We start from the raw sequence: 21,051 nt of genomic DNA, 5'->3' as shown, positions 1-21,051 counted from the left end.
CATCGGTAGGTCACAGGGAATGGTCGAAGCGGCGGTCAGATCTGGTTGAGGCCACCGTCGACGAAGAGCTCGGCTCCGGTGATGAAGCTGCTCTGGTCGCCGGCGAGGAAGAGCGCGGCGGCAGCGGCCTCGTCGGGACGGCCCATCCGGCCCAGGGGGATCTGACTCGCGAAGGATGCCTGCATCTTGGCGGCCCCCTCCGCGTCGGCAGCCAGGCCGGAGATGCCAGGGGTGTCGATGGGACCGGGGACGAGGGTGTTCACTCGGATCTTTCGACTCCTGAGCTCATTGGCCCAGGTACGGGAGAAGGAGCGGATAGCGGCCTTGGACGCGGCGTAGACGCCAAAGGCTTCGGTACCCGAGGTGGCGGCGGTCGACCCGGTGAGAATCACCGAGGCCCCATCGTTGAGCAGCGGGAGCGCCTTCTGGACGGTGAAGAGCATTCCCTTCACGTTGATGCCGAAGGTCGAGTCGAAGTGCTCCTCGGTGACCTGCTCAAGAGTGGCGAACTCGCCGCCGCCCGCGTTGGCGAACAGCACGTCGATCCGGCGACCCTGTTCGGCGACAGCCGCGTACAGACGGTCGATGTCGCCAAGGTTGGATACGTCGCTCCGGACGGCGGTGGCGCCCGGGCCGATCTCGGCCAGCGCGGCGTCAAGGGCGTCCTGGCGCCGGCCGGTGATGAACACGTGTGCGCCCTCATGTGCGAATCGTTTGGCGGTTGCCAGCCCGATCCCGCTGTTACCGCCAGTGACGATGGCTGTCTTGCCGGCAAGCTGTCCCATGATCAAGGCTCCTACTGTTGCTACAGGGATGAGTCCCGAACCGAGTGTCACGGGCTCAGTTTTGGACTATACGGTAAAGAACCGGGTTACGGACCGTGCGGTCAAGAAGTGTGACGCGAACGAAGTCGCCCGGGGCGGCTCCGAAGCCGCCCTCGCACCCAGCCCTGGCACGGCGTCTCGCGACCGCGCGCCAGGGATCCCGCCGCAGGCCGCCCATGAATCTCACCTGATTGCTCCACTCAGCGCGCCTACGGCTTGCACGCACTCAGAGGATGTAAGCGGTTCGCCTACGGGGGCACAGGAGGGGAGGTAGTGTGGTCGGATGGCGCGAGGTCGTCTCCGAGTTTGCCGGGACCGCGCTCCTGCTGCTCTTTGGCCTAAGCGCGATAGTTATGGATTTCTCGCAGGGTTCTCCCATGATGTCACTCATTCCGAGCGGGGATCTGCGTCGACTCCTGACAGCTGTGATCTTCTCTTTCTGCGGCACTCTCATCGTCTACTCCCCGTTGGGTCGCATCAGCGGGGGGCATATCAACCCGGCTGTCACTGTGGCCTTCTTGCAACTAGGGAAAATAAGCCCAAAGAGTGCCATTGCCTACATAGTTGCCCAGGTTGCGGGAGCGGTGACCGGGGCGGCGATCGTTGCGCTTGCCTGGCGGCATCGAGCCACGAACTCGCGCCTGACGGTTACGGTTCCTGGACCTGAGGGAGTGTGGGCGGCCCTGGCAGTCGAGGCGGTGGCGACCTTTCTGCTCATATCTCTCATATTGTCCCTTCTTGAGACACCTCGCCTGATGCCCTTCACTGCTGCGGCAGCGGGTGTTTTGGGGATCGTATTGGTTTTCCTGGCAGCGCCCATCTCGGGAGCTGGATTGAATCCCGCACGGAGCCTCGCTCCCGCCGCAATCGGCAACACGTGGGATGATCTGTGGGTGTATCTGCTGGCCCCTGTGTGCGGTTCTCTCGGCGCGGCGACAACGCATCAAATGAGGCGGCGCACCATCCCATGTGCGAAACTAATTCATGACAGATCTTACGTATGTCACCTCAAAGACTGTCTCTATAGGGAAACGCAGTTTCGTGGGACTTGAAGAGATCGCTGTGTCCTTCTTGCAACGGATTACCAGGTGGGGACGAATCCACCATCGATGATCATGTCGCTGCCGGTGATGTTGCGTGCCTGGTCGCCGGCGAGGAACAGGACCAGGTCGGCGACTTCCTCGGGCGTGGAGAACCGTCCGGTGGCGGTGGAGCCGGCCACCTGCGCGACCACGTCGTCGGGGGTGATGTCCGCGGCGGCGGAGACGGTGGCCGCGACGCCGTCCTGGGCCAGCCACAGGTCGGTCTGCACCGGTCCGGGGCTGACGGTGTTGACGCGGATGCCCTTGGGCCCGACTTCTTTCGACAGAGCCTTGGAGAAGGCGACGAGTGCGGCCTTTCCGGCGCTGTAGTCGATCACCATCGGGTCGGGCAGGGTGGCGTTGACGGAAGCGACCGTGACGATCGAGCCCTGCCCGGCCTCCAGCATGGGCGGCAGGGCCGCTCGGGTGACCCGTACCGCGCTGAGCAGGTTCATATCGAGGATGTGCTGCCAGTCGGCATCGGTCACGGACAGGAATCCGCCGGTCCGGGCAGGTGCGGCGCCGACGTTGTTGACCAGGACGTCGACGCGCCCCCTGGCCTCGTGGATGAGCCGCTCTGCGTCCTGCGGTTTGCTGAGGTCGACGGGAACCCAGGTGACCGTGCCCTCCTTCACCAGCGCGTCCAGTTGGGGTGTCGTGGTGCGGGATCCGGCGATGACCGTCGCCCCGGCCTGCGCGAGAGCTGTGACGACAGCCAGTCCGATGCCCTTGCTGGCACCGGTCACCACGGCGGTGCGGCCTTGCAGTGGGGTGTTCATTCGTGCTCCTGGTTCTACGGGTGCCGATGTGCACCGGTGCTTCCGGACGGGTCCAGCGCCGGCCAGGGGTCCGCGGCGCTGGTGGCGAGCTGCCTGGTGGCCCAGCCCCGGCCCGCTCAGCGGCTGCGGCCGGCAGGAGGCTCTTGCCTACCCCGGCCCTTGCCGGCCGACGATCAGCTGCTTCTCCATCAGTTCCCCTGTCCCCTGCCAAGCGTTGCGGCAGCGACAGCTGCTGGACTGCGGCGGTCGCGGTCCTGGTACACAGCACATCACGCCAGCTGTTCGAGACAGCACATGAGAGGCCCTCTCCTCCCTCGGAGGGCAGAGCGCAGATTGCCTGAAACGCCCTCTCCCGATCCTCGCCGTGACCGCCCTGCACGGCACGATGACCAAGGACGCGCACGGCGCCTGGTCCGCCTGCTCGCCGTAGCCGTCGCCATCGCCGTCGCCATCGCCATCGCCATCGCCATCGCCATCGCCATCGGCGACCATCTGGCCTTCGCCTCACTCCACCACCGCGTGCCTGGTACCGGCTTTCCTAGGGAACCGTGCCCAGGAAAAGATCTCCCTGTATGCCAGGGCTCTCCGTCGCGACGATGGATTCCGCAAGGCGCCTTCGCACAGGAAGGCCGCCCCGCCACACACCTGCCCGTGTGGCGGCGAACCGCGCGTCCCACGGAGAGGGCAAGCCTCATGAACGCCGCCGCCGAGCCGGCCGTCCTCCCCTCCCGGAGGCCCCGGCACCGCACCGCTGACCACGGCCGGACGTACCGTCCCCGGCACTTTCGCACCGTGGTCGGCGTTGTGTTCGTCGTCATGGCCGCCAGCAGCGCGCCGTCTCCGCTGTACGGGCTCTACCAGCAGCGATGGCACTTCGGTACGACCACCTCGACGGTCGTGTACGCCTGCTACGCCCTCGGCGCGATCCTGACCCTCCTCCTCGCCGGGGGCCTGGCCGAGCGCCTGGGGACGCAACGGACGATCGTGGCGGCACTGGCCACCGTCGTCGTCAGCTTCCTCGTGTTCCTCGTGGCCACCGGGGCCTGGGCTCTGTGTCTGGCCCGCCTGGTCCAGGGCGTCGCGGTCGGCTTGCTCACCAGCAGCGCGGGGTCGGCACTGGCCGACCTTCACCGGGACCACAGTCACCAGGCCGCGTCGGCTGCCAACAGCGCGGCGACCTCGACAGGCATCGCGCTGGGCGCGGTCTTCTCCGGCCTCGCCGTGCAGTTCGCTCCCGCGCCGCTGGTCACGCCGTTCGTCGTGCTGACCGTCCTGTCCATCGGCGGGCTCCTCCTGGTGCGGTCGATTCCCGCCTGGCAGACCGTGCCGTACCGGCTCGGGCCCTGGCGCCCCCGGGTGCTGCGGCTGGGTGCGGAGCCACGCGGGACCCTGCTTCGGGTCGCCCCTGTGGTGACGGCCGGCTGGGCGGTCGTGGGCCTGTATCTGGCACTGGGCGTCGACCTGGTCGCCGACCTGCTGCACACCACCGACAGGGCGCTGTCCTCGCTGGTCATCCTTGTGGTGCAGGGCTGCGGCGGCATCGCTCCGATGCTGCTGCGGAGGCTTGGTGACCGGGCGGCGTCGGTGACGGGGTGCGCGCTGCTGGTGGCCGGGGTCGGGGTGTCCGTGATCGGGTTCGACACGGTTCACGCCGTGCTGTTCTTCCTCGGCGCGGCGATCACCGGCGCGGGCTTCGGGCTGTCCTTCATGGGGTCCACCAGCACCGTGACGGCGGCAATGATCGCCGGGGGCCACCCCGAGCTCCTGCCGGGGTTCTTCGCCCTGGCCTACCTGGCGGTGAGTGTGCCGGTGGTCGCCCTGGGCGCCGCCGCTTCCCGGATCGGCGTCGCCGCCGCCTTCTCGTGGTTCGGGCTGCTGGTGGCCCTGCTCGCCGTGCCGGCGGGCGTCCTCGCCGCCCGTCGGGGCCGGCCCGGGTCCCACTCGACGATTCGCTCCGTCTGATCTGTTTTTTCTACCATCGAACGAATGAAAGGCAGTGGCATGACCACTTGGTTCATCACGGGCGCGTCCCGCGGTTTCGGCCTGGAGATCGCACGTCAGGCACTCGAGCGGGGCGACAAGGTCGTGGCGACGGCCCGTAGGCCCCAGGACGTCCGGGACGCCCTCCCCGGATACGGTGACAGCCTGCTCGCCGTCACCCTGGACGTCACCGACGAGGTACAGGCCCGCGAAGCCGTGGAGGCGGCCGTCGAGCGGTTCGGCACGATCGACGTCCTGGTCAACAACGCCGGACGCGGCGTGCTGGGCGCGGTGGAGGAAACCTCCGATGCCGCGATCCGCTCGGTCTACGACACCAATGTCTTCGGTCTGGCCAACGTCACCCGCGCCGTACTGCCGGTCATGCGCCGGCAGAGGTCGGGCCGCGTTCTCAACCTGAGTTCCGTCGGGGGCTTCCAGAGCGCGGCGGGCTTCGGCGTCTACTGCTCCACCAAGTTCGCCGTGGAAGGCCTCTCCGAGGCGATGCGCGCCGAACTGGCACCGCTGGGTATCCAGGTCACGATCGTCGAGCCGGGATATTTCCGTACCGACTTCCTCGACGCCACCAGCCTGCTCACGGAGGGCCAGGTCATCTCCGACTACGCCGACACCGCCGGCGCCGTGCGCCAGGCAGTGCCCGGGCTCAACCACGCCCAGCCCGGTGACCCCGTCAAGGGCGCCACGGCCATCCTCGTGCTCGCCGACGCCGCCCAGCCGCCGCTGCGCGCTCAGCTCGGCAGCGACTGCGTGGCGGCCATGGACGACAAGATCGCTCAGCTTCGCGAGGAGACCGACACCTGGCGGGAGCTGGCCCTGTCCACCGACCATGACGACGCGAAGGTCGCCGGCTGACCGGTCGCACGACCCGGCACGGCTCGTACGAGAAGGAGGCCGCCGTGACAGAACTCGGCGCATACCTGCGCGCATGCCGTGCCCGGGTCAGTGCGGAGCAAGTGGGGCTGCCCACCTCCGGGCACCGCCGGGTGCCGGGACTGCGGCGCGAGGAACTCGCCTCGCTGGCAGGCGTCAGCGTGGACTACATCGTGAGGCTGGAACAAGGCCGTGCGAAGTCGGCCTCGCCCGCCATCCTCTCGGCCCTGGCCAGGGCACTTGAGCTGCGCCCCGACGAGGAGGAGTACCTGTTGAGGTGTGCGGCCGAAGCCGGCGTCTCCGGTGGGGCGAAGCCGACCGCACCGAGGAACCAGCAGGTGCCGCGGGCGACCCAGGTCCTGCTGGACAGCATGGTGAACGTCCCGGCGCTCGTGCTCGGCCGTCGCATGGACATCCTGGCGTGGAACAGCCTGAGCGCGGCGCTGTTCACCGATTACTCCAGGCTGCCGGCCAAGCGGCGCAACCACATGTGGCTCACCTTTCTCGACCCCGAGGTCCGCGGGTTGTACGCGAACTGGGAGAGAGTCGCTCAGGAGTGCGTGGCCTATCTCCGCATGGACGCCGCCCGCTACCCGGACGATCCCGAACTCGCCCGGCTCGTAGGGGAACTCTCCCTGAAGGACCCCGACTTCCGCCGATGGTGGTCCGACCACAGGGTGCGGGGCCAGCGTCAGGGCCGCAAGGAGTTCGTCCACCCCGTCGCCGGGGAGCTGAGCCTGGACTTCCAGGTGCTCGATGTGCGGGGGTCCACGGACCAGAGTCTGCTCGTCTACACCGCGGAGCCGCACTCGCCGAGCGCGCAGGCCCTGACCTTCCTGGCCGGCTGGGCCGCCACCGAACTCCCCGCAAGGCCGACGGACCCGGCCGGCCGGTCCAAGGACGAGCAGTCGCCGCGTTGATGACCGGGGGAGCCGACTCCCCCGGTCATCAATGACTCCCCCGGTCATCAATTCCGATACAAAAGGGACATTCATCCTCAAGTTTACAAACCTACCGACCCGGACTAGTTTCACACCAGCGACAACCTCCCGCAGGTGTGCGGCCACGTCTTCCCCTCAACGGAATGTCCCTTCCGGCAACAAACCCACCGGGAAGACCAGAATTGAGGCACCATGAAGCAGGTCGACGTCACCCTGAACGTCAACGGCACACTCCACCGGCTCCGCCTCGACACGCGGGTCACGCTGCTCGACGCGCTGCGTGATCACATCGGCCTCACCGGCGCGAAGAAGGGGTGCGACCAGGGCGCGTGCGGGGCCTGCACGGTCATGGTCGACGGCAGGCGCGTCGTGTCGTGTCTGGCGCTGGCCGCCCAGTACGAGGGACGCGAGATCACCACCGTGGAAGCCCTGTCGGTCGACGGCGAGTTGCACCCCATGCAGGCGGCCTTCGCCCGGCATGACGCCTTCCAGTGCGGCTACTGCACACCGGGGCAGATCATGTCCGCGATCTGCCTCATCGCCGAGGGACGCGCGAACTCGGACGACGACATCCGCGAGTTCATGAGCGGCAACATCTGCCGCTGCGGCGCCTATCCGAACATTCGCGCGGCGATTCGCGAAGTGATGGCGGAAGGCTGATCATGCACCCCTTCGAGTACGCCCGGGCCACCGACGCCGACCAGGCCGTGGCCGTGGTCACCGCCGATCCGCACGCCTCGTTCCTCGCCGGCGGAACCACGCAACTGGATCTCATGAAGGACGGGGTTCTCCACCCCGACCGGCTCGTCGACATCACCCGTCTCCCCCTCGGCGGCATCACGCACACCGCCTCGGCGATCCGGGTCGGCGCGCTCACGACGATGGAGGAGCTGGCCGCCGATCCCGTCGTGGGCGAGCGGCTGCCCTTCGTACGCGAAGCCCTTCTGCTGGGCGCCTCGACACAGCTGCGCAACATGGCCACCGTCGGCGGCAACCTGCTCCAGCGGGCCCGGTGCCGCTACTTCAGAGACCCCACCGTCGCCGCCTGCAACAAGCGCACCCCGGGCTCAGGGTGCGCCGCCATCACGGGAATCCAGCGGATGCACGCCATCCTCGGCACCAGCGACCACTGCATCGCCCTGCACGCCTCGGACGTCGCGGTACCGCTGACAGCGCTCGACGCGCTCGTCCATGTCCAGGGCGCGGACGGATCACGGTCGATCCCCCTCACCCGGTTCTACCTGCCGCCGGGCGACACGCCCCACATCGAGAACGTACTGCGGCACGGTGAACTGATCACCGCTGTCGAGATCCCGCTGCTTCCCGAACGGGCTCGCTCCCACTACCTCAAGGTCCGTGACCGGGTGTCCTACGAGTTCGCTCTCGTCTCGGCCGGCGTCGCTCTCGTGATCGAGGACGGCCTCGTTCGGGAGGCCCGGGTGGCGCTGGGCGGGGTGGGCACGGTCCCCTGGCGTGCCTGGGACGCCGAGGAGATCCTGCGGGGGGCACGCGCCGGCTCCGACTCCTTCCGCGACGCGGCGGAGGCGGCCCTCCGGGAGGCCAGGCCGCTGCCCGGCACCGCGTTCAAGGTGGAGCTGGCCAAGCGCACGCTCGTCCGCACTCTGGAGACCGTCGCAGGAGCGCTGTCATGACGACTCTCGAAGCCGGCAGGATCGTCGGCGCGGGCATCGACCGCGTGGACGCCCCCCTGAAGGTGGCCGGAGAGGCCCGGTACCCCAACGACTTCTCCTTCCCCGGCATGGCGCACGCCGCCTTGGTCGGCAGCACCATCGCCGCGGGGCGCGTCCGCGGCATCGACGTGGCCGATGCCCTGGCGGCACCGGGTGTGCTGACCGTCATCACGCATCTGAACGCGCCGAAGCTGAAGCGCGGGCCGATGACGCTGCTGGGCGGATCACCACCCGCTCCGATGCAGGACGACCGCGTGCTGCACTACGGTCAGCACATCGCGGTCGTGGTGGCGGAGAGCGCGGAGCAGGCCCGGTACGCCGCCCGGCTGGTGCGCGTCGAGTACGAGGCGACCGAGGCCCTGCTCGACGTCGAGGACCCCCGGGCCGAGATCGTCGAGAACCCCTGGGGACTGGACACCGAACGCGGAGACGTGAACGCCGGATTCGCCGCGTCCGACGTGGTCGTCGAGGGGACCTACACCACCCCCGACAACACCAACAACCCCCTCGGCCTGATGACGACCGTCGCGTCCTGGCACGGCGACGCGCTCACGGTGCACGACTCCACGCAGTGGCCCCACAACGTGCGCACCTCGCTCGCCACGGTCTTCCAGATCCCGGAGAGCGGGATCAGAGTCCTGGCCCCCTTCGTCGGGGGCGGCTTCGGCGCCGGACTGCGGGTGTGGCCGCACGTGATCCTCACCGTGCTGGCGGCCCGCGAGGTCAACCGGCCGGTCAAGCTGGTGCTGACCCGGCCCGAGATGTTCACCTCCGTGGGGCACCGGCCCGACAGCGTCCAGCAGATCAGGATCGGTGCCACCCGTGACGGACAGCTCGTCGCCATCGAGCATCACGGCATCTCGTCGGTCGCGATGGAGGACGACGACTACGAACCCGTCTCCTTCGGTTCGGCCGTCGCCTACGCCTGCCCCAACGTCCTGACCCGCGACCGGCAGGCGCGCCTGAACATCCCCTGCCCGGGCTCCATGCGCGCGCCGGCCGAGGGACAGGGCAACTTCGCTCTGGAGTCCGCGATCGACGAGGTCGCCCACGCCCTGGGCATGGACCCCCTTCAGTTCCGTCTGCGCAACTACGCGGAACGGCACCCGCTCCTCGACCTTCCCTGGTCGAGCAAGGCGCTGCGGGAGTGCTGCCTGGAGGGCGCCGACCGGTTCGGCTGGTCACGGCGGACGCCGGAGCCGGGCTCCATGCGTGACGGCCGCTGGCTCGTCGGCTACGGCATGGCCGGCGTCTCCTATCCCTTCTACCAGGTGCCGTGCCAGGCCCGTGCCACCGTGCGCCGTGACGGCTCGGCCTATGTGCGCAGCGCCGCCACCGACATCGGGACCGGCACCTACACGGTCATGACCCAACTGGCCGCCGAACTCCTGGGCCTGGACGTCACCCGGGTGCGTTTCGACCTCGGTGACTCCGACATGCCCTACGCGCCCCAGGCCGGCGGGTCCGGGCTCACCGGCGCCCTCGGCAACGCGGTCCACGCCGCCTGCCGGCGCCTGGTGCGGGAATTCCTGGAGGTGGTCCGCGACGACGCCGCCTCGCCCCTGCGGGGAGCGGCCGTGGACGAGGTGACCGTCACCGGCGGCCGCGTTCACCGCGTCGGTGATCCCGAGCAGGGAGAGTCGTACGTCGACATCCTGGCCCGTCACGGCCTGGAGGAACTCAGCGCCGACGGCAGAAGCACGCCACCCGCCAGCGAGGAACTGGGGATGGCCATGGCGGGCGCCTTCGGGGCCAAGTTCGTCGAAGTGCGCGTCGACCGGGACCTGGGCCTGCTGCGCGTGGCACGCGTGGTCTCCGTCATCGACGGCGGCCGCATCCTCAACGAGAAGACGGCCACCAGTCAGATCGTCGGCGGCACAGTGGGCGGCATCAGCCAGGCCATGTTCGAGGAGACCGCCACCGACCGGGACACCGGACGCATCGCCAACGCCACGTTCGGCGACTACCTGATGCCGGTGAACGCCGACATCCCCGACATGGAGGTGCTGTTCGTCGGCGGCCCCGACCGGGCAACAGCGGTCGGGACAAAGGGAGTCGGCGAGGTCGGCCTGGTCGGTCTGGCGGCGGCCATCGGCAACGCCGTCTTCCACGCCACCGGACGCCGCCTGCGCTCCCTTCCGTTCACCATCGACCAACTCATGCTCTGAGCCCCGCTCCGCGGAGAGTGCTGTGCCCATGGACCGAGCGAGGCCGTGATGTGCGGCGTGCCATGGACGAGTCCGGCACAGCTGTCTGCTCGGTCCGCCTGCCGGTGATCCGGCCCCGAGGTCCGCGCCGCCGCGTTGTCGGCCACACGCTCCCGGCGGACGGGTGCGCCGGCTGGTGCTGCCGACCGGAACCCCGACCGGCGCGCGCCCGCGACATCGACGCGAACGGAGAGACACATGCTCCGCACGTTCCTCGTCACCGGCGTGAGCGGCGGCCTCGGCCGCGCCTTCGCCACCGCCGCCCTGGAGGCCGGCCACACCGTCGTCGGCACCGTCCGCGACCCGGACCGGATCGCCGCCTTCGAACAGCTCGCCCCGGACCGCGCCCACGCCCGCGTGCTCGACGTCACCGACACCGACGCCGTCGCGCCGACTGTGGCGGCGGTCGAGGACGAGACAGGTCCCATAGACGTGCTCGTCAACAACGCCGGTTACGGTGTCGAGGGCATCTTGGAGGAGACCCCGCTCAGCACCTTCCGCCACCAGCTCGACGTCAACGTCTTCGGGGCTGTTGCGGTCACCCGGGCCGTCCTGCCCCGGATGCGCGAGCGCCGTGCCGGTCACATCCTGTTCGTGACCTCCATGGGCGGTCTGCATGGACCGGGTCGAGAGCGCCATCGCCGACTACCAACCGGTCTTCGCCCCGATCCGCGAGCGCCGCCTCGACATGGGTGGTCAGCAGCTCGGCGATCCCGCCCAGGCCGGCCGTGCCCTGCTCACGGTCGTCGAGGACGACAACCCGCCGACCCACCTCATCCTCGGCAGCGACGCGCTCCGGCTGGTCGCCGAGGCCCGCTCCGCCTTCGACGCCGAGACGGCCGCTTGGAGCGAGCTGTCCGAGTCCACCGACCACCCCGAAGGGGAACAGATCGCGTGAGAGTCACTTCCTTGACCGCCGGGCGGCTCGGATGTCGCGGACGCCCGTCCTGGAGGACACTGAGGGGCGTACCGAGCTCTGAGGCAAGTGAGAGCTGATGACCATGGGTGCATCTGATGCCACCGACCGCAGTGGCCCCGACGACGGCGTCACGGCGGAGAACCAGGCCCACATGGTCATGGACCGGCGGGGCACGGTCGTCGAGTGGAGTCCGGCGGCCGAAGGGCTGCTGGGCCACCCGGCTCGTGCCATGGTGGGCCGCCCGGTGATCGACCTGCTCACCGGTGCCGGCCCGACCGCGCCCTCGCAAGCGGCCATCGGCGACATCGCCGTACCACTGCGGTGCCGGGACGGCGCCTTCCTGCCCTGCCGGCTGACCGTCCGCCCCGAGCGCGAGGGCGAGGCGGGGAGCGGGTGGGTGGTGACCCTCACCCCGGTGGAACGGGCGAGCCCGACCGCCGCACTCGACCGAGCCCTCCTGGAGACACTCTTCACCGTGTCCCCCGCGGGTCTGTACCTCCTCGATCCCGATCTGCGGATCGTCCGGTTCAACCCCGCGGCCGAAGGCATGCAGGGCTCCTCCGTCGCGGAAGCCGTCGGCAGACGTCCCACGGAAGTGTGGCCCGGTATGCCCACGGAATCGGTGGAGCGCGTGATGGAAAAGGTGCTCGCCACGGGGCAGCCGGTCATCGGCGTCGAGAAGCACATGCGTCCGCCAGGAGATCCCGAGCACGAACATGTCTACTCGGCTTCCGTCTTCCCCCTTCAGGACGACCAGGGCCGGCTCCTGGGCGTAGCCGACGCGACCGTCGACGTCACCGACCGCCACCTGGCGCAGGAGCGGCTGAAGGTGCTCGCGCGGGCCGGCACGCGGATCGGTTCCGCCCTCGATGTGCTCGACACCGTTCGGGGCCTTGCGGAGGTGTCCGTGCCGGAGCTGGCCGACGGCATGGCCGTGGAGGTGGTGGAGGCGGTACTGGCGGGAGAGGACCTGGAACCCGGTCCCGTACGAGGCGAGACCGTGCTGCGCCGGGCGGCTTGCCGGTCCCGGGACGACGCGGAGCCCTGGACGGCCTGCGATCAGGACGGCGCCCTGCCGCCGGTGGCCGCTGCCGAGGCCCTCGCCGATCTTGAGCCGCGCATGGTCGATCCGCGGAGTTCCCTCGGACAGCGCGCGCTGCGCAGCCTGCGGGCGCCCGGGGACGAGGTCCACTCGCTGATGCTCGTACCGCTGCTCTCGCAGCACCGAGCCCTCGGGCTCGCCACGTTCTGCCGCTGGGGAGAGCGCAGGGCTTTCGAACGTGATGATCTGACCCTGGCCGGAGAACTCGCGTTGCGCACGGCGGCGTGCCTCGACAACGCCCGCCGCTACCTGCGGGAGCGTCATTCCCTGACCGCCCTGCGACACGCCCTGCGTCCGGGCGGACTCCCCCCTGACCAGGCTCTCGATGTGGCGCACGAGTACGTGCACGCGGGCTCCGGCGGCGACTGGGTCGACGCGATACCGCTCTCCGGCGCCCGGGTGGCCCTCGTCGCGGGCCGTGTGCCCGGCCACGGCGTGGAGACCGCCGCGGCCGCGGGACGGCTCCGCGCCGCGGTGCACACCCTGTCCGACCTGGACCTGGAGCCGGATGAACTGCTCGCCCGGCTCGACGACCTGGTGCGCCGGCTCAACGGCGGCAACGGGCACGGGGCCGGGGACCGCCGACCAGGGCCGGCTCGGGACACGCTGAGGTCCGCGGGCGGAAACGAGGCCGGCGCGACGTGCCTTTACCTGATCTACGACCCCGTGTCACGACGCTGCGCCGTCTCCAGCGCGGACCACCCCGGGCCCGTGATCGTGCGCCCCGACGGCACGGTGGCGACCCTGGAGCCGCCGGTCGGCGCCGCCCTGGCCCGCGCCGGTGAGCCGTTCGAGAAAGTCGACATCGACCTTCCCGAGGGTTCGCTGCTCGCCCTGTACACGCCGGGCCTCTTCCAGCAGCACCCCGAAGACCGTGGCCGCGAGCGCCTGGCCGGCCTCCTCGCCGGGTTCTCCGGCTCCGCGCGCCAGGCATGCAGCCGGGTGACCGAAGCACTGATCCCGCACCCCCTCCGGGAGGACGCCGCCGTCCAGATCGCCCGCACGAACACGCTGGGGCCGGACCGGGTCGTGTCGTGGGACCTGCCGAGCGATCCGTCCGTGGTCTCCAGGGCCCGGTCGCTCGTCGCGCGGCAGCTCACGGCGTGGGACATGGACGAAGCGGCGTTCACCACCGAGCTGATAGCCAGCGAACTCGTCACCAACGCCATCCGCTACGCCAGGCCTCCTGTGCGGCTGCGCCTCATCCGCGGCCATGTACTGACCTGCGAGGTCTCCGACGGCAGCAGCACCTCACCACGGTTGCGGCACGCCCGCACCACCGACGAGGGCGGCCGTGGGCTGCTGCTCGTCGCCCGGTGCTCCGAACGGTGGGGCACCCGCTACACCGAGGACGGCAAGACCGTCTGGGTCGAGCAGACCATCCCCGAGCGCATGGAGTGAGCTGGTCACCCGCCCGCCTGCGCGCGGGTGCCGATTCATGGTCCAACGAGATCTCCAAGAGGGGGACCACTGACACCCGGTCCACGCGGCGGTGTGCCGGATCTCCGGTCACCGCCGCCGTGGACCCCCGTGGCGCTCCGGCGCTCCTCGGTCAGCGCAGCGGGACCGTCACCTCGCCCGTGCCCTCGGCGCTCGCCCCGCCGGCGACGCGCACGGTGAAGGGGCGGTCGGTACCGTCCACGGTGACCCGCAGCAGGTCGCCGTCACGGCGGACGCGGAACACCGCGGCCGGCGCACCCGTCAGGTCGGGGACGCCGACCTCACGGGTGTACGTCGCCGAGTCCGCGGGATGGACCAGCAGGACCAGGTCGTCCAGCCAGTCGCCGTCGGGGCGCTTGTCGTCGGTGGTCAGCGGCAGGACGGCGCCCTCGCGGACGTAGAGCGGAAGGCTGTCGTAGCCGTGCCGTTCGGTGCGCCACACCGGGCCGGTGACCTGTTCGCCGGTGAGGAGATGGGTCCAGGTGCCCTCGGGGAGGTAGACCTCCACCTGGCCGTCCTCGCTGAACACCGGGGCGACCAGGAGGTCGGCGCCCAGCATGTACTGGCGGTCGAGCGGGCGGCAGGCCGGGTCGTGCGGGAATTCGAGGACCATGGGCCGCATCACCGGGACGCCGGTGCGGTGGGCCTCGACGGAGGCGCCGTACAGGTAGGGCATCAGGCGGTGCTTGAGCAGGGTGAACCGCCGGGCGACGTCGACGGCCTCGTCGCCGAACTCCCACGGCACCCGGTAGGACGACGAACCGTGCAGCCGGCTGTGGGAGGACAGCAGGCCGAAGGCCAGCCAGCGCTTGAAGACGGCTGCGTCCGGCGTGCCCTCGAAGCCTCCGATGTCGTGGCTCCAGAACCCGAAGCCGCTCAGCGACAGGGACAGGCCGCCCCGGAGCGACTCGGCCATGGCCTCGAAGGACGACCAGCAGTCGCCGCCCCAGTGCACGGGGTACTGCTGACCGCCCGCCGTCGCGGAGCGGGCGAAGAGCACCGCCTCGCCCTGTCCGCGCTCCTTCTCGAGGAGTTCGAACACGGTCTGGTTGTACAGGTGGGTGTAGTAGTTGTGCATCCGCTCCGGGTCGGAGCCGTCGTGCCAGACGACGTCGGTCGGGATACGCTCGCCGAAGTCCGTCTTGAAGCAGTCCACGCCCTGGTCCAGCAGGGGCTTCAGCTTGGACTGGAACCAGGCGCGGGCGTCGGGGCTGGTGAAGTCGACCAGCCCCATGCCGGCCTGCCACAGGTCCCACTGCCACACGTCACCGTTCGGCCGCCGCACCAGGTGCCCGAGCGCCGCGGCCTCATCGAACAGCGGGGACTTCTGCGCGATGTACGGGTTGATCCAGGCGCTGACCTTCAGGCCCTTGGCCCTCAGCCGGGCGAGCATCCCCTCGGGGTCGGGGAAGACCTCCGGGTCCCACTCGAAGTCGCACCACTGGTACTCGCGCATCCAGAAGCAGTCGAAGTGGAAGACGGACAGCGGGATGCCCCGCTCGGCCATGCCGTCCACGAACGACATCACCGTCGGCTCGTCGTAGTCCGTGGTGAAGGACGTGGTCAGCCACAGCCCGAAGGACCAGGCGGGCGGCAGGGCCGGACGGCCGGTGAAGGCGGTGTAGCGGGTGAGGACGTCCTTCGGTGTGGGGCCGGCGACGACGTAGTACTCCAGCGTCTGGTCCTCGACGCTGAACTGCACCTGCCCGACGGACTCGGAGCCGACCTCGAAGGAGACCGCGCCGGGGTGGTTGACGAAGACGCCGTAGCCGCGCGAGGACAGGTAGAAGGGGATGTTCTTGTAGGCCTGCTCGCTGCTGGTGCCGCCGTCGGCCTGCCAGATGTCGACGACCTGGCCGTTCTTGACGAACGGCGTGAAGCGCTCGCCGAGGCCGTAGATCTGCTCGCCGACGCCGAGCGCGAGCTGGGCGAGGACGTGGTGCGCGCCGTCGTCGGTGGTGGCGAAGGCGGTGCCCTTGCGGCCGGACCGGGTCAGCTCCCGTCCGTCCGCGTCGTGGAAGGTCAGCGACCACGGGGCGGCCCGGTCCAGGCGCAGGGTCAGCGGGCCGCTGGTCAGCTCGGTGAGGGTGCCGTCCCGGCGGACCTCGCCCGCACCGCCGGGCTCGGCCGCGAGGGCGAAGTCCGGTCCCGGACGCAGCTTCCCGGCGTGATGGGTGACGCGCACGCCGATGACGCCCTCGGCGGGTGAGAAGCAGTCGACGGTGAGGAGCGGCGCGTTGAGCGTGTCCCCTCTGCGCGTCACCTTCTGCACGGCGGCATGGGCGGTGAAGCGCTTCGATTCGACGCGCACGTCACGCGCCTCGGTGGCGTACGCGACCTGGACACCGTCGCGGATGCGCCAGAACCCGTTGGTGAACTTCATGGTCTTCCTCGGGGGAGCGGGGCTGGTCGGCGGGGGACTGCGGAGGCTGTCGCCCGGCGAGTTGATCGTACACAGGAGAAATCGTTGTCAAGCGTGCTTCACGCAAGCATCAACGCGTTGACCTGCGGATTCTCTATCGGGTCACCGCGTGCCACTTCGCTGCGTGCTCGGACGAACACGCGTACAGGTCTAGCGTGACGCCCGGGGAGTGACGTATTAGTCATCAGGCCAAACAAAAGCCCCGGCGATGAGGCCGGGCATACGACAGCAAGGGCCGCAGCATGTCGAAGCGCTTCAATCGCATTCCCGAGAGGTCCCCGGCCGCCGCGCGCCGGGGACGCTCCCGCAGGGCCGTGGCACCGCTCACCGCCGTGTCGGTCCTGGTCGCCGGGGCGGCCCTGACCGGATGCGGTCAGCAGCGCGACAGCGACGTCTACACCGTGATGAACTCCTCGACCGACGAGACCTACCACCGCTGGGACGCCGAGGCGATGGCCCGCTGCGGCAAGCGGCTCGGCGTCACCATCGAGCAGCAGAGCGTCCCGGCCGCGCAGGTGATGACGAAGGCGCTGCGCATGGCGTCCTCGAAGTCGCTGCCCGACATCGTCCAGTTCGACGCCTCGGAGATGCCGACGTTCGCCGAGGCGGGCGGCCTGGTCGACCTCAAGACCCTTGGTCTGAGCACCCGGGACATCCCCCAGGGCATCGTCAACTTCGGCTCGTACAAGGGGACGTACTACGGCGCGGCCCGGTCGGTGAACACGCTGGCGCTGTTCTACAACAAGGACATCCTCGACCAGGCCGGCGTGAGGATTCCCACCACCTGGGACGAGCTGCGGAAGGCCGCGAAGAAGCTCACCGAGGGCAAGCGGTACGGGCTGGCGCTCAGCGCGGGCGGCGCGGAGGACGGCGTCTTCCAGTTCACGCCGTTCATGTGGTCCAACGGCGGCGACGAGACCGCGCTGGACAGCCCGCAGGTCGTCGGGGCGCTCGACTACTGGAAGGCCCTGCTGGCGGACGGCTCGCTGTCGAAGTCGACGGTCAGCTGGACGCAGGCGGACGTCAACGACCAGTTCATGGCCGGCAACGCGGCGATGATGATCAACGGCCCCTGGCAGGTCGAGACGCTCAACACCAAGAAGTCGCTGCACTGGGGCATCGCCCGGATACCGGTCCCCCGGGCGGGCGCGCCCTCCGTCGGCCCGCTGGGCGGTGCCGTGCTCACCGTGCCCAACACCGGTGACAAGGCGCGCGAGAAGCGGGCGGGCGAGATCGTCGCCTGTCTGGCCGGCCAGAAGGAACAGCTGACCTACGCGCTCAACAGCTGGATGGTCCCGGCGAACGCCAAGGCCGCCGCCGTATGGCGCAAGCGGGTGCCCGAACTGGACGCGCTCGCCGACCAGGTGGCCGCCGCCCGGTCCCGGACCGCCAAGCTCGGCGCCGGCTGGCCGAGTGTGTCGCTCGCCCTCCAGAGCGCCTTCCAGTCCGCCCTGACCGGCCAGTCCAGCGAGGCCGCCCTGAAGCGCGCCCAGCAGCGGGCCACGAGCGGGAACTGAGGTACGCCACCATGACCACGTCCATCGTCACCGCTCAGGCGCCGAAGAAGGCGTCCAGGACGGCCGCCGCGCCGGACCCGGCCCGGCTGCGCCGCCGCCGCAGGCTGGCCCAGTGGGGGTTCGTCGCCCCCGCGGTCGTCTTCATGCTGCTGTTCTTCGGCTACCCGCTCGTCCGCAACGTCGTGATGAGCTTCCAGCACTTCACGCCGAAGACGTTCTTCACCGGTGAGTCGCCCTTCAACGGCGCCGACAACTGGTCGAACGTGTTCCAGGACCCGCTGTTCGGCAAGGCGCTCTGGCACACCCTGGTCTTCACCGCCGGCTCGCTGCTCGGCCAGTTCTGCATCGGGCTCGCGCTCGCGGTGTTCTTCAGCCGCCGCTTCCCGCTCAACGGCGTCCTGCGGTCGTTGATCCTGCTGCCCTGGCTGGTGCCCATGGTGGTGTCCGGCATCGTGTGGCGCCGCATCCTCGACCAGGACACGGGCGTGCTGAACGCGTTCCTGGACACGCTCGGCCTCGGCGGCCACACCCCGTGGCTGACCAGTCCCGGCATGGCCCTGCTGTCGGTGATCCTGGTCAACATCTGGATCGGCATCCCGTTCAACATGGTCATCCTCTACGGCGGTCTCCAGGAGATCCCCAAGGAGCTGTACGAGGCGGCCTCCCTGGACGGCGCCTCGGCCTGGCGGACCTTCCGCTCCATCACCCTGCCGCAGCTGAAGCCGGTGATCACCGTCGTCCTCGTGCTCGGCTTCATGTCGACGGTGAAGATCCTCGACCTGATCCTCGCGCTCACCGACGGCGGCCCGGCCGACGCCACCCAGACCCTGGGCACGCTGACCTACCAGAACTCCTTCGTACGGCTGGACTTCGGCGCGGGCGCGGTCGTCGGCAACGTACTCATCCTTGTCTCCGCGGTGTTCGCGGTGTTCTACCTGCGGGCCAACCGCACCGAGGGGAAGTGACGTCCATGGTCGCTCGCACGCCCACGACATCCGGGCGCCGCTGGGGTTCCACCATCGCCGGTGTGCTCATCCTGTGCGTGATGCTGTTCCCGCTGTACTGGATGCTCAACACCGCCCTCCAGCCCGCCTCGGGTCTGCTCCAGGTCGACCCGGTGCCCGGCAGCCTGGACCTGTCCGGCTTCTCGAAGGCCCTCGACGACCAGGGCGGTCACCTGCTGACCTCGCTGGCCGTCTCGCTCGGCGCGGTCGTCATCTGCCTGGCGATCGCCGCCCCGGCGGCCTACGGGCTGGCCCGGTTCGGCCTGCGCGGCTCACGGACGATCGTGTTCGGCACACTGATCACCCAGATGGTGCCGGGCATCGTCATCGCCAACGCGCTCTACAACTCGTACGTCGATCTCGGCCTGGTCAACTCCTACTTCGGCCTGATGCTTGCCGACGCCTCGCTCGGCATCCCGTTCTCGATCGTGCTGATGCGGTCCTTCATGGTGTCGATCCCGGGTGAGGTGATCGAGGCGGCGCAGATGGACGGTGCCGGGCCGGTGCGGACGTTCGTGCGGGTGGTGCTGCCGATGAGCCGCAACTCGCTGATCACGTCGGGGCTGTTCGCCTTCCTCTTCTCGTGGAGCGACTTCATGTTCGCGCTCACGCTGAACACCACCGACGACGTCAAGCCGGTCACACTGGGTATCTACCAGTACATCGGCGCGCACGTCGGTGACTGGGGCTCGGTGATGGCCGCGTCCGTGCTGTCCGCGGTGCCCGCGGCGATCCTGCTCGTGCTCGCCCAGAAGTACATCGCCGCCGGCATCACCGGCGGTTCCGTCAAGTGACCCGCCCCACCGCACACCTGGAGACGGCCCCCTCACATGACTGACTTCCCCGACGCCACCGGTTTCCCCAGCTTCCCGCCCGGCTTCGTCTTCGGCGCCGCGACGGCCTCGTACCAGATCGAGGGCGCGGCGCGGGAGGACGGCCGCGGTCCGTCGGTCTGGGACACCTACAGCCACACGCCGGGCCGGACGGCGAACGGCGACACCGGAGACGTGGCCTGCGACCACTACCACCGCTACCCGGAGGACGTGGCGCTGCTGCGCGACCTGGGCGTGGACTCGTACCGCTTCTCGATCGCCTGGCCGCGGATCGTCCCGGACGGCTCCGGCCCGGTGAATCCCAAGGGCCTGGACTTCTACTCCCGGCTCGTCGACGAACTGCTCGCGGCGGGCATCGAACCGGCCGCGACCCTCTACCACTGGGACCTGCCGCAGGCGCTCGAGGACCGGGGCGGCTGGCGGGTGCGGGAGACGGCGGAGCGGTTCGCCGAGTACACGGCCGTCGTCGCCGAGCACCTGGGCGACCGGGTGCCGCGCTGGATCACCCTCAACGAGCCGTGGTGCAGCGCCTTCCTCGGCTACTCCGTCGGCCGGCACGCGCCCGGCGCCCAGGAGGGCCGGGGCGCCCTGGCCGCCGCGCACCACCTGCTGGTCGGCCACGGCCTGGCGGTGAAGGCGCTGCGGGCGGCCGGGGTGCGCGAGGTCGGCGTCACCCTCAACCTCGACCGCAACCTGCCGGCCGGCGACTCCCCCGCCGACCTCGCGGCCGTGGTGCGCGCCGACACCCAGCACAACCTGGTGTGGACCGAGCCGATCCTCGCGGGCCGCTACCCGGCCACCGAGGAGGAGACCTGGGGCGAGCTGATCACCGGGGCGGACTTCCGGCGGGACGGCGACCTGGAGCTGATCTCCCAGCCGCTGGACTTCCTCGGCGTCAACTACTACCGGCCGATCGTGGTCGCCGACGCCCCGTACCGCGAGGCCGACCCGGCGCGGCGGGTGGCCACGGACAACCGCTACGCGGAGGTCAGGCTGCCTGGCGTACGGCACACGGCGATGGACTGGCCGGTGGTCCCCAGTTCCTTCACCGACCTGCTGGTCCAGCTCAAGCAGCGGTACGGCGACGCGCTGCCGCCGGTCCACATCACGGAGAACGGCTCGGCGGAGGACGACACGCTCTCCGCCGACGGCGCGGTGCACGACACCGACCGGGTGGCCTACCTGCGCGACCACCTCACCGCGCTGCGCGCCGCGATGGACGCCGGCGTCGACGTCCGCGGCTACTACGTCTGGTCCCTGCTGGACAACTTCGAGTGGGCCTTCGGCTACGACAAGCGCTTCGGCATCGTCCGGGTCGACTACGCCACCCAGCAGCGCACGCCGAAGGACAGCTACCACTGGTACCGGGCGATGATCGCGGCACAGCGGGACTGACCGGGTTCCCGCGCGGACGCGCTGGTC

15 protein-coding genes and 1 pseudogene are annotated in these 21,051 nt (G+C 69.9%); 13 read left to right on the top strand and 3 right to left on the bottom strand.

Annotated elements, in window-relative coordinates:
- Nucleotides 1-35 precede the first annotated feature (35 nt).
- On the bottom strand, nt 36-785 hold the full coding sequence (locus tag ACZ4WH_RS20205) for an SDR family oxidoreductase (RefSeq protein ID WP_468182233.1): 750 nt from the start codon (nt 783-785) through the stop codon (nt 36-38).
- Nucleotides 786-1,099: 314 nt separating this feature from the next.
- On the opposite strand from ACZ4WH_RS20205, the gene ACZ4WH_RS20200 reads away from it, so the two are divergent.
- Nucleotides 1,100-1,876 carry an MIP/aquaporin family protein gene (locus ACZ4WH_RS20200; protein ID WP_468182231.1) on the top strand — a complete coding sequence of 259 codons (777 nt, stop codon included), beginning with the start codon at nt 1,100-1,102 and terminating at the stop codon, nt 1,874-1,876.
- Between the two features lie 29 nt (nt 1,877-1,905).
- On the opposite strand, the gene ACZ4WH_RS20195 is transcribed toward ACZ4WH_RS20200, so the two are convergent.
- Nucleotides 1,906-2,685, bottom strand: a complete 780-nt coding sequence (locus ACZ4WH_RS20195) for an oxidoreductase (protein WP_468182229.1) — start codon at nt 2,683-2,685, stop codon at nt 1,906-1,908.
- A 294-nt stretch (nt 2,686-2,979) separates the two neighbouring features.
- Between ACZ4WH_RS20195 and ACZ4WH_RS20190 the strand changes: the two genes are divergently transcribed.
- The 8 genes and pseudogenes from ACZ4WH_RS20190 (at nt 2,980) to ACZ4WH_RS20155 (ending at nt 13,814) form a co-directional block, all read left to right on the top strand.
- A complete protein-coding gene (locus ACZ4WH_RS20190) occupies nt 2,980-4,647 on the top strand; it encodes an MFS transporter (RefSeq protein WP_468182227.1) in 1,668 nt (555 codons plus the stop codon).
- Nucleotides 4,648-4,686: 39 nt separating this feature from the next.
- The gene (locus ACZ4WH_RS20185; RefSeq protein ID WP_468182225.1) at nt 4,687-5,535 is read left to right on the top strand and encodes an oxidoreductase; all 849 of its coding nucleotides are present in this window, start codon (nt 4,687-4,689) and stop codon (nt 5,533-5,535) included.
- A 44-nt stretch (nt 5,536-5,579) separates the two neighbouring features.
- On the top strand, nt 5,580-6,473 hold the full coding sequence (locus ACZ4WH_RS20180; protein ID WP_468182223.1) for a helix-turn-helix domain-containing protein: 894 nt from the start codon (nt 5,580-5,582) through the stop codon (nt 6,471-6,473).
- Nucleotides 6,474-6,686: 213 nt separating this feature from the next.
- The gene (locus ACZ4WH_RS20175) at nt 6,687-7,154 is read left to right on the top strand and encodes a (2Fe-2S)-binding protein (protein ID WP_468182221.1); all 468 of its coding nucleotides are present in this window, start codon (nt 6,687-6,689) and stop codon (nt 7,152-7,154) included.
- A gap of 2 nt (nt 7,155-7,156) precedes the next feature.
- Nucleotides 7,157-8,146 carry an FAD binding domain-containing protein gene (locus ACZ4WH_RS20170; protein WP_468182219.1) on the top strand — a complete coding sequence of 330 codons (990 nt, stop codon included), beginning with the start codon at nt 7,157-7,159 and terminating at the stop codon, nt 8,144-8,146.
- Complete coding sequence (locus ACZ4WH_RS20165) at nt 8,143-10,353, top strand: xanthine dehydrogenase family protein molybdopterin-binding subunit (RefSeq protein ID WP_468182217.1); 2,211 nt, start codon at nt 8,143-8,145, stop codon at nt 10,351-10,353. Before ACZ4WH_RS20170 ends, ACZ4WH_RS20165 begins: the two co-directional genes overlap by 4 nt.
- A gap of 237 nt (nt 10,354-10,590) precedes the next feature.
- Nucleotides 10,591-11,290, top strand: a pseudogene (locus ACZ4WH_RS20160) (SDR family NAD(P)-dependent oxidoreductase).
- A 103-nt stretch (nt 11,291-11,393) separates the two neighbouring features.
- Nucleotides 11,394-13,814: a SpoIIE family protein phosphatase gene (locus ACZ4WH_RS20155; protein WP_468182215.1), complete on the top strand. Its 2,421-nt coding sequence runs from the start codon at nt 11,394-11,396 to the stop codon at nt 13,812-13,814.
- A 151-nt stretch (nt 13,815-13,965) separates the two neighbouring features.
- On the opposite strand, the gene yicI is transcribed toward ACZ4WH_RS20155, so the two are convergent.
- Nucleotides 13,966-16,236, bottom strand: coding sequence for an alpha-xylosidase (gene yicI / locus ACZ4WH_RS20150; RefSeq protein ID WP_468182213.1), 2,271 nt, complete (start codon nt 16,234-16,236; stop codon nt 13,966-13,968).
- A 281-nt stretch (nt 16,237-16,517) separates the two neighbouring features.
- Between yicI and ACZ4WH_RS20145 the strand changes: the two genes are divergently transcribed.
- The 4 genes from ACZ4WH_RS20145 to ACZ4WH_RS20130 are packed head-to-tail and all read left to right on the top strand — an operon-like array spanning nt 16,518 to nt 21,024.
- Nucleotides 16,518-17,792 (top strand): ABC transporter substrate-binding protein, encoded by a 1,275-nt coding sequence (locus ACZ4WH_RS20145; RefSeq protein WP_468182211.1) that lies wholly within the window; start codon nt 16,518-16,520, stop codon nt 17,790-17,792.
- 11 nt (nt 17,793-17,803) lie between these two features.
- A complete protein-coding gene (locus tag ACZ4WH_RS20140) occupies nt 17,804-18,757 on the top strand; it encodes a carbohydrate ABC transporter permease (protein ID WP_468182209.1) in 954 nt (317 codons plus the stop codon).
- A 5-nt stretch (nt 18,758-18,762) separates the two neighbouring features.
- The gene (locus tag ACZ4WH_RS20135) at nt 18,763-19,590 is read left to right on the top strand and encodes a carbohydrate ABC transporter permease (RefSeq protein ID WP_468182207.1); all 828 of its coding nucleotides are present in this window, start codon (nt 18,763-18,765) and stop codon (nt 19,588-19,590) included.
- A gap of 36 nt (nt 19,591-19,626) precedes the next feature.
- Nucleotides 19,627-21,024, top strand: coding sequence for a GH1 family beta-glucosidase (locus tag ACZ4WH_RS20130; RefSeq protein ID WP_468182205.1), 1,398 nt, complete (start codon nt 19,627-19,629; stop codon nt 21,022-21,024).
- The last annotated feature ends 27 nt before the right edge of the window (nt 21,025-21,051 follow it).

It is taken from the genome of Streptomyces sp. NPDC029138 (assembly GCF_055564375.1).
Note: the sequence above shows the minus strand (reverse complement) of the source record. Positions and strands in the feature narration are given on the sequence as shown.

Bases quoted from the DNA above. Each gene is read 5' to 3' on its own strand.
- ACZ4WH_RS20175 (WP_468182221.1), top strand. From the start codon at position 6,687: ATGAAGCAGGTCGACGTCACCCTGAACGTCAACGGCACACTCCACCGG.
- ACZ4WH_RS20185 (WP_468182225.1), top strand. From the start codon at position 4,687: ATGACCACTTGGTTCATCACGGGCGCGTCCCGCGGTTTCGGCCTGGAG.
- ACZ4WH_RS20165 (WP_468182217.1), top strand. From the start codon at position 8,143: ATGACGACTCTCGAAGCCGGCAGGATCGTCGGCGCGGGCATCGACCGC.
- ACZ4WH_RS20205 (WP_468182233.1), bottom strand. From the start codon at position 785: ATGGGACAGCTTGCCGGCAAGACAGCCATCGTCACTGGCGGTAACAGC.
- ACZ4WH_RS20130 (WP_468182205.1), top strand. From the start codon at position 19,627: ATGACTGACTTCCCCGACGCCACCGGTTTCCCCAGCTTCCCGCCCGGC.
- ACZ4WH_RS20140 (WP_468182209.1), top strand. From the start codon at position 17,804: ATGACCACGTCCATCGTCACCGCTCAGGCGCCGAAGAAGGCGTCCAGG.
- ACZ4WH_RS20145 (WP_468182211.1), top strand. From the start codon at position 16,518: ATGTCGAAGCGCTTCAATCGCATTCCCGAGAGGTCCCCGGCCGCCGCG.
- ACZ4WH_RS20135 (WP_468182207.1), top strand. From the start codon at position 18,763: ATGGTCGCTCGCACGCCCACGACATCCGGGCGCCGCTGGGGTTCCACC.
- ACZ4WH_RS20190 (WP_468182227.1), top strand. From the start codon at position 2,980: ATGAGAGGCCCTCTCCTCCCTCGGAGGGCAGAGCGCAGATTGCCTGAA.
- ACZ4WH_RS20195 (WP_468182229.1), bottom strand. From the start codon at position 2,685: ATGAACACCCCACTGCAAGGCCGCACCGCCGTGGTGACCGGTGCCAGC.
- yicI (WP_468182213.1), bottom strand. From the start codon at position 16,236: ATGAAGTTCACCAACGGGTTCTGGCGCATCCGCGACGGTGTCCAGGTC.
- ACZ4WH_RS20170 (WP_468182219.1), top strand. From the start codon at position 7,157: ATGCACCCCTTCGAGTACGCCCGGGCCACCGACGCCGACCAGGCCGTG.
- ACZ4WH_RS20155 (WP_468182215.1), top strand. From the start codon at position 11,394: ATGGGTGCATCTGATGCCACCGACCGCAGTGGCCCCGACGACGGCGTC.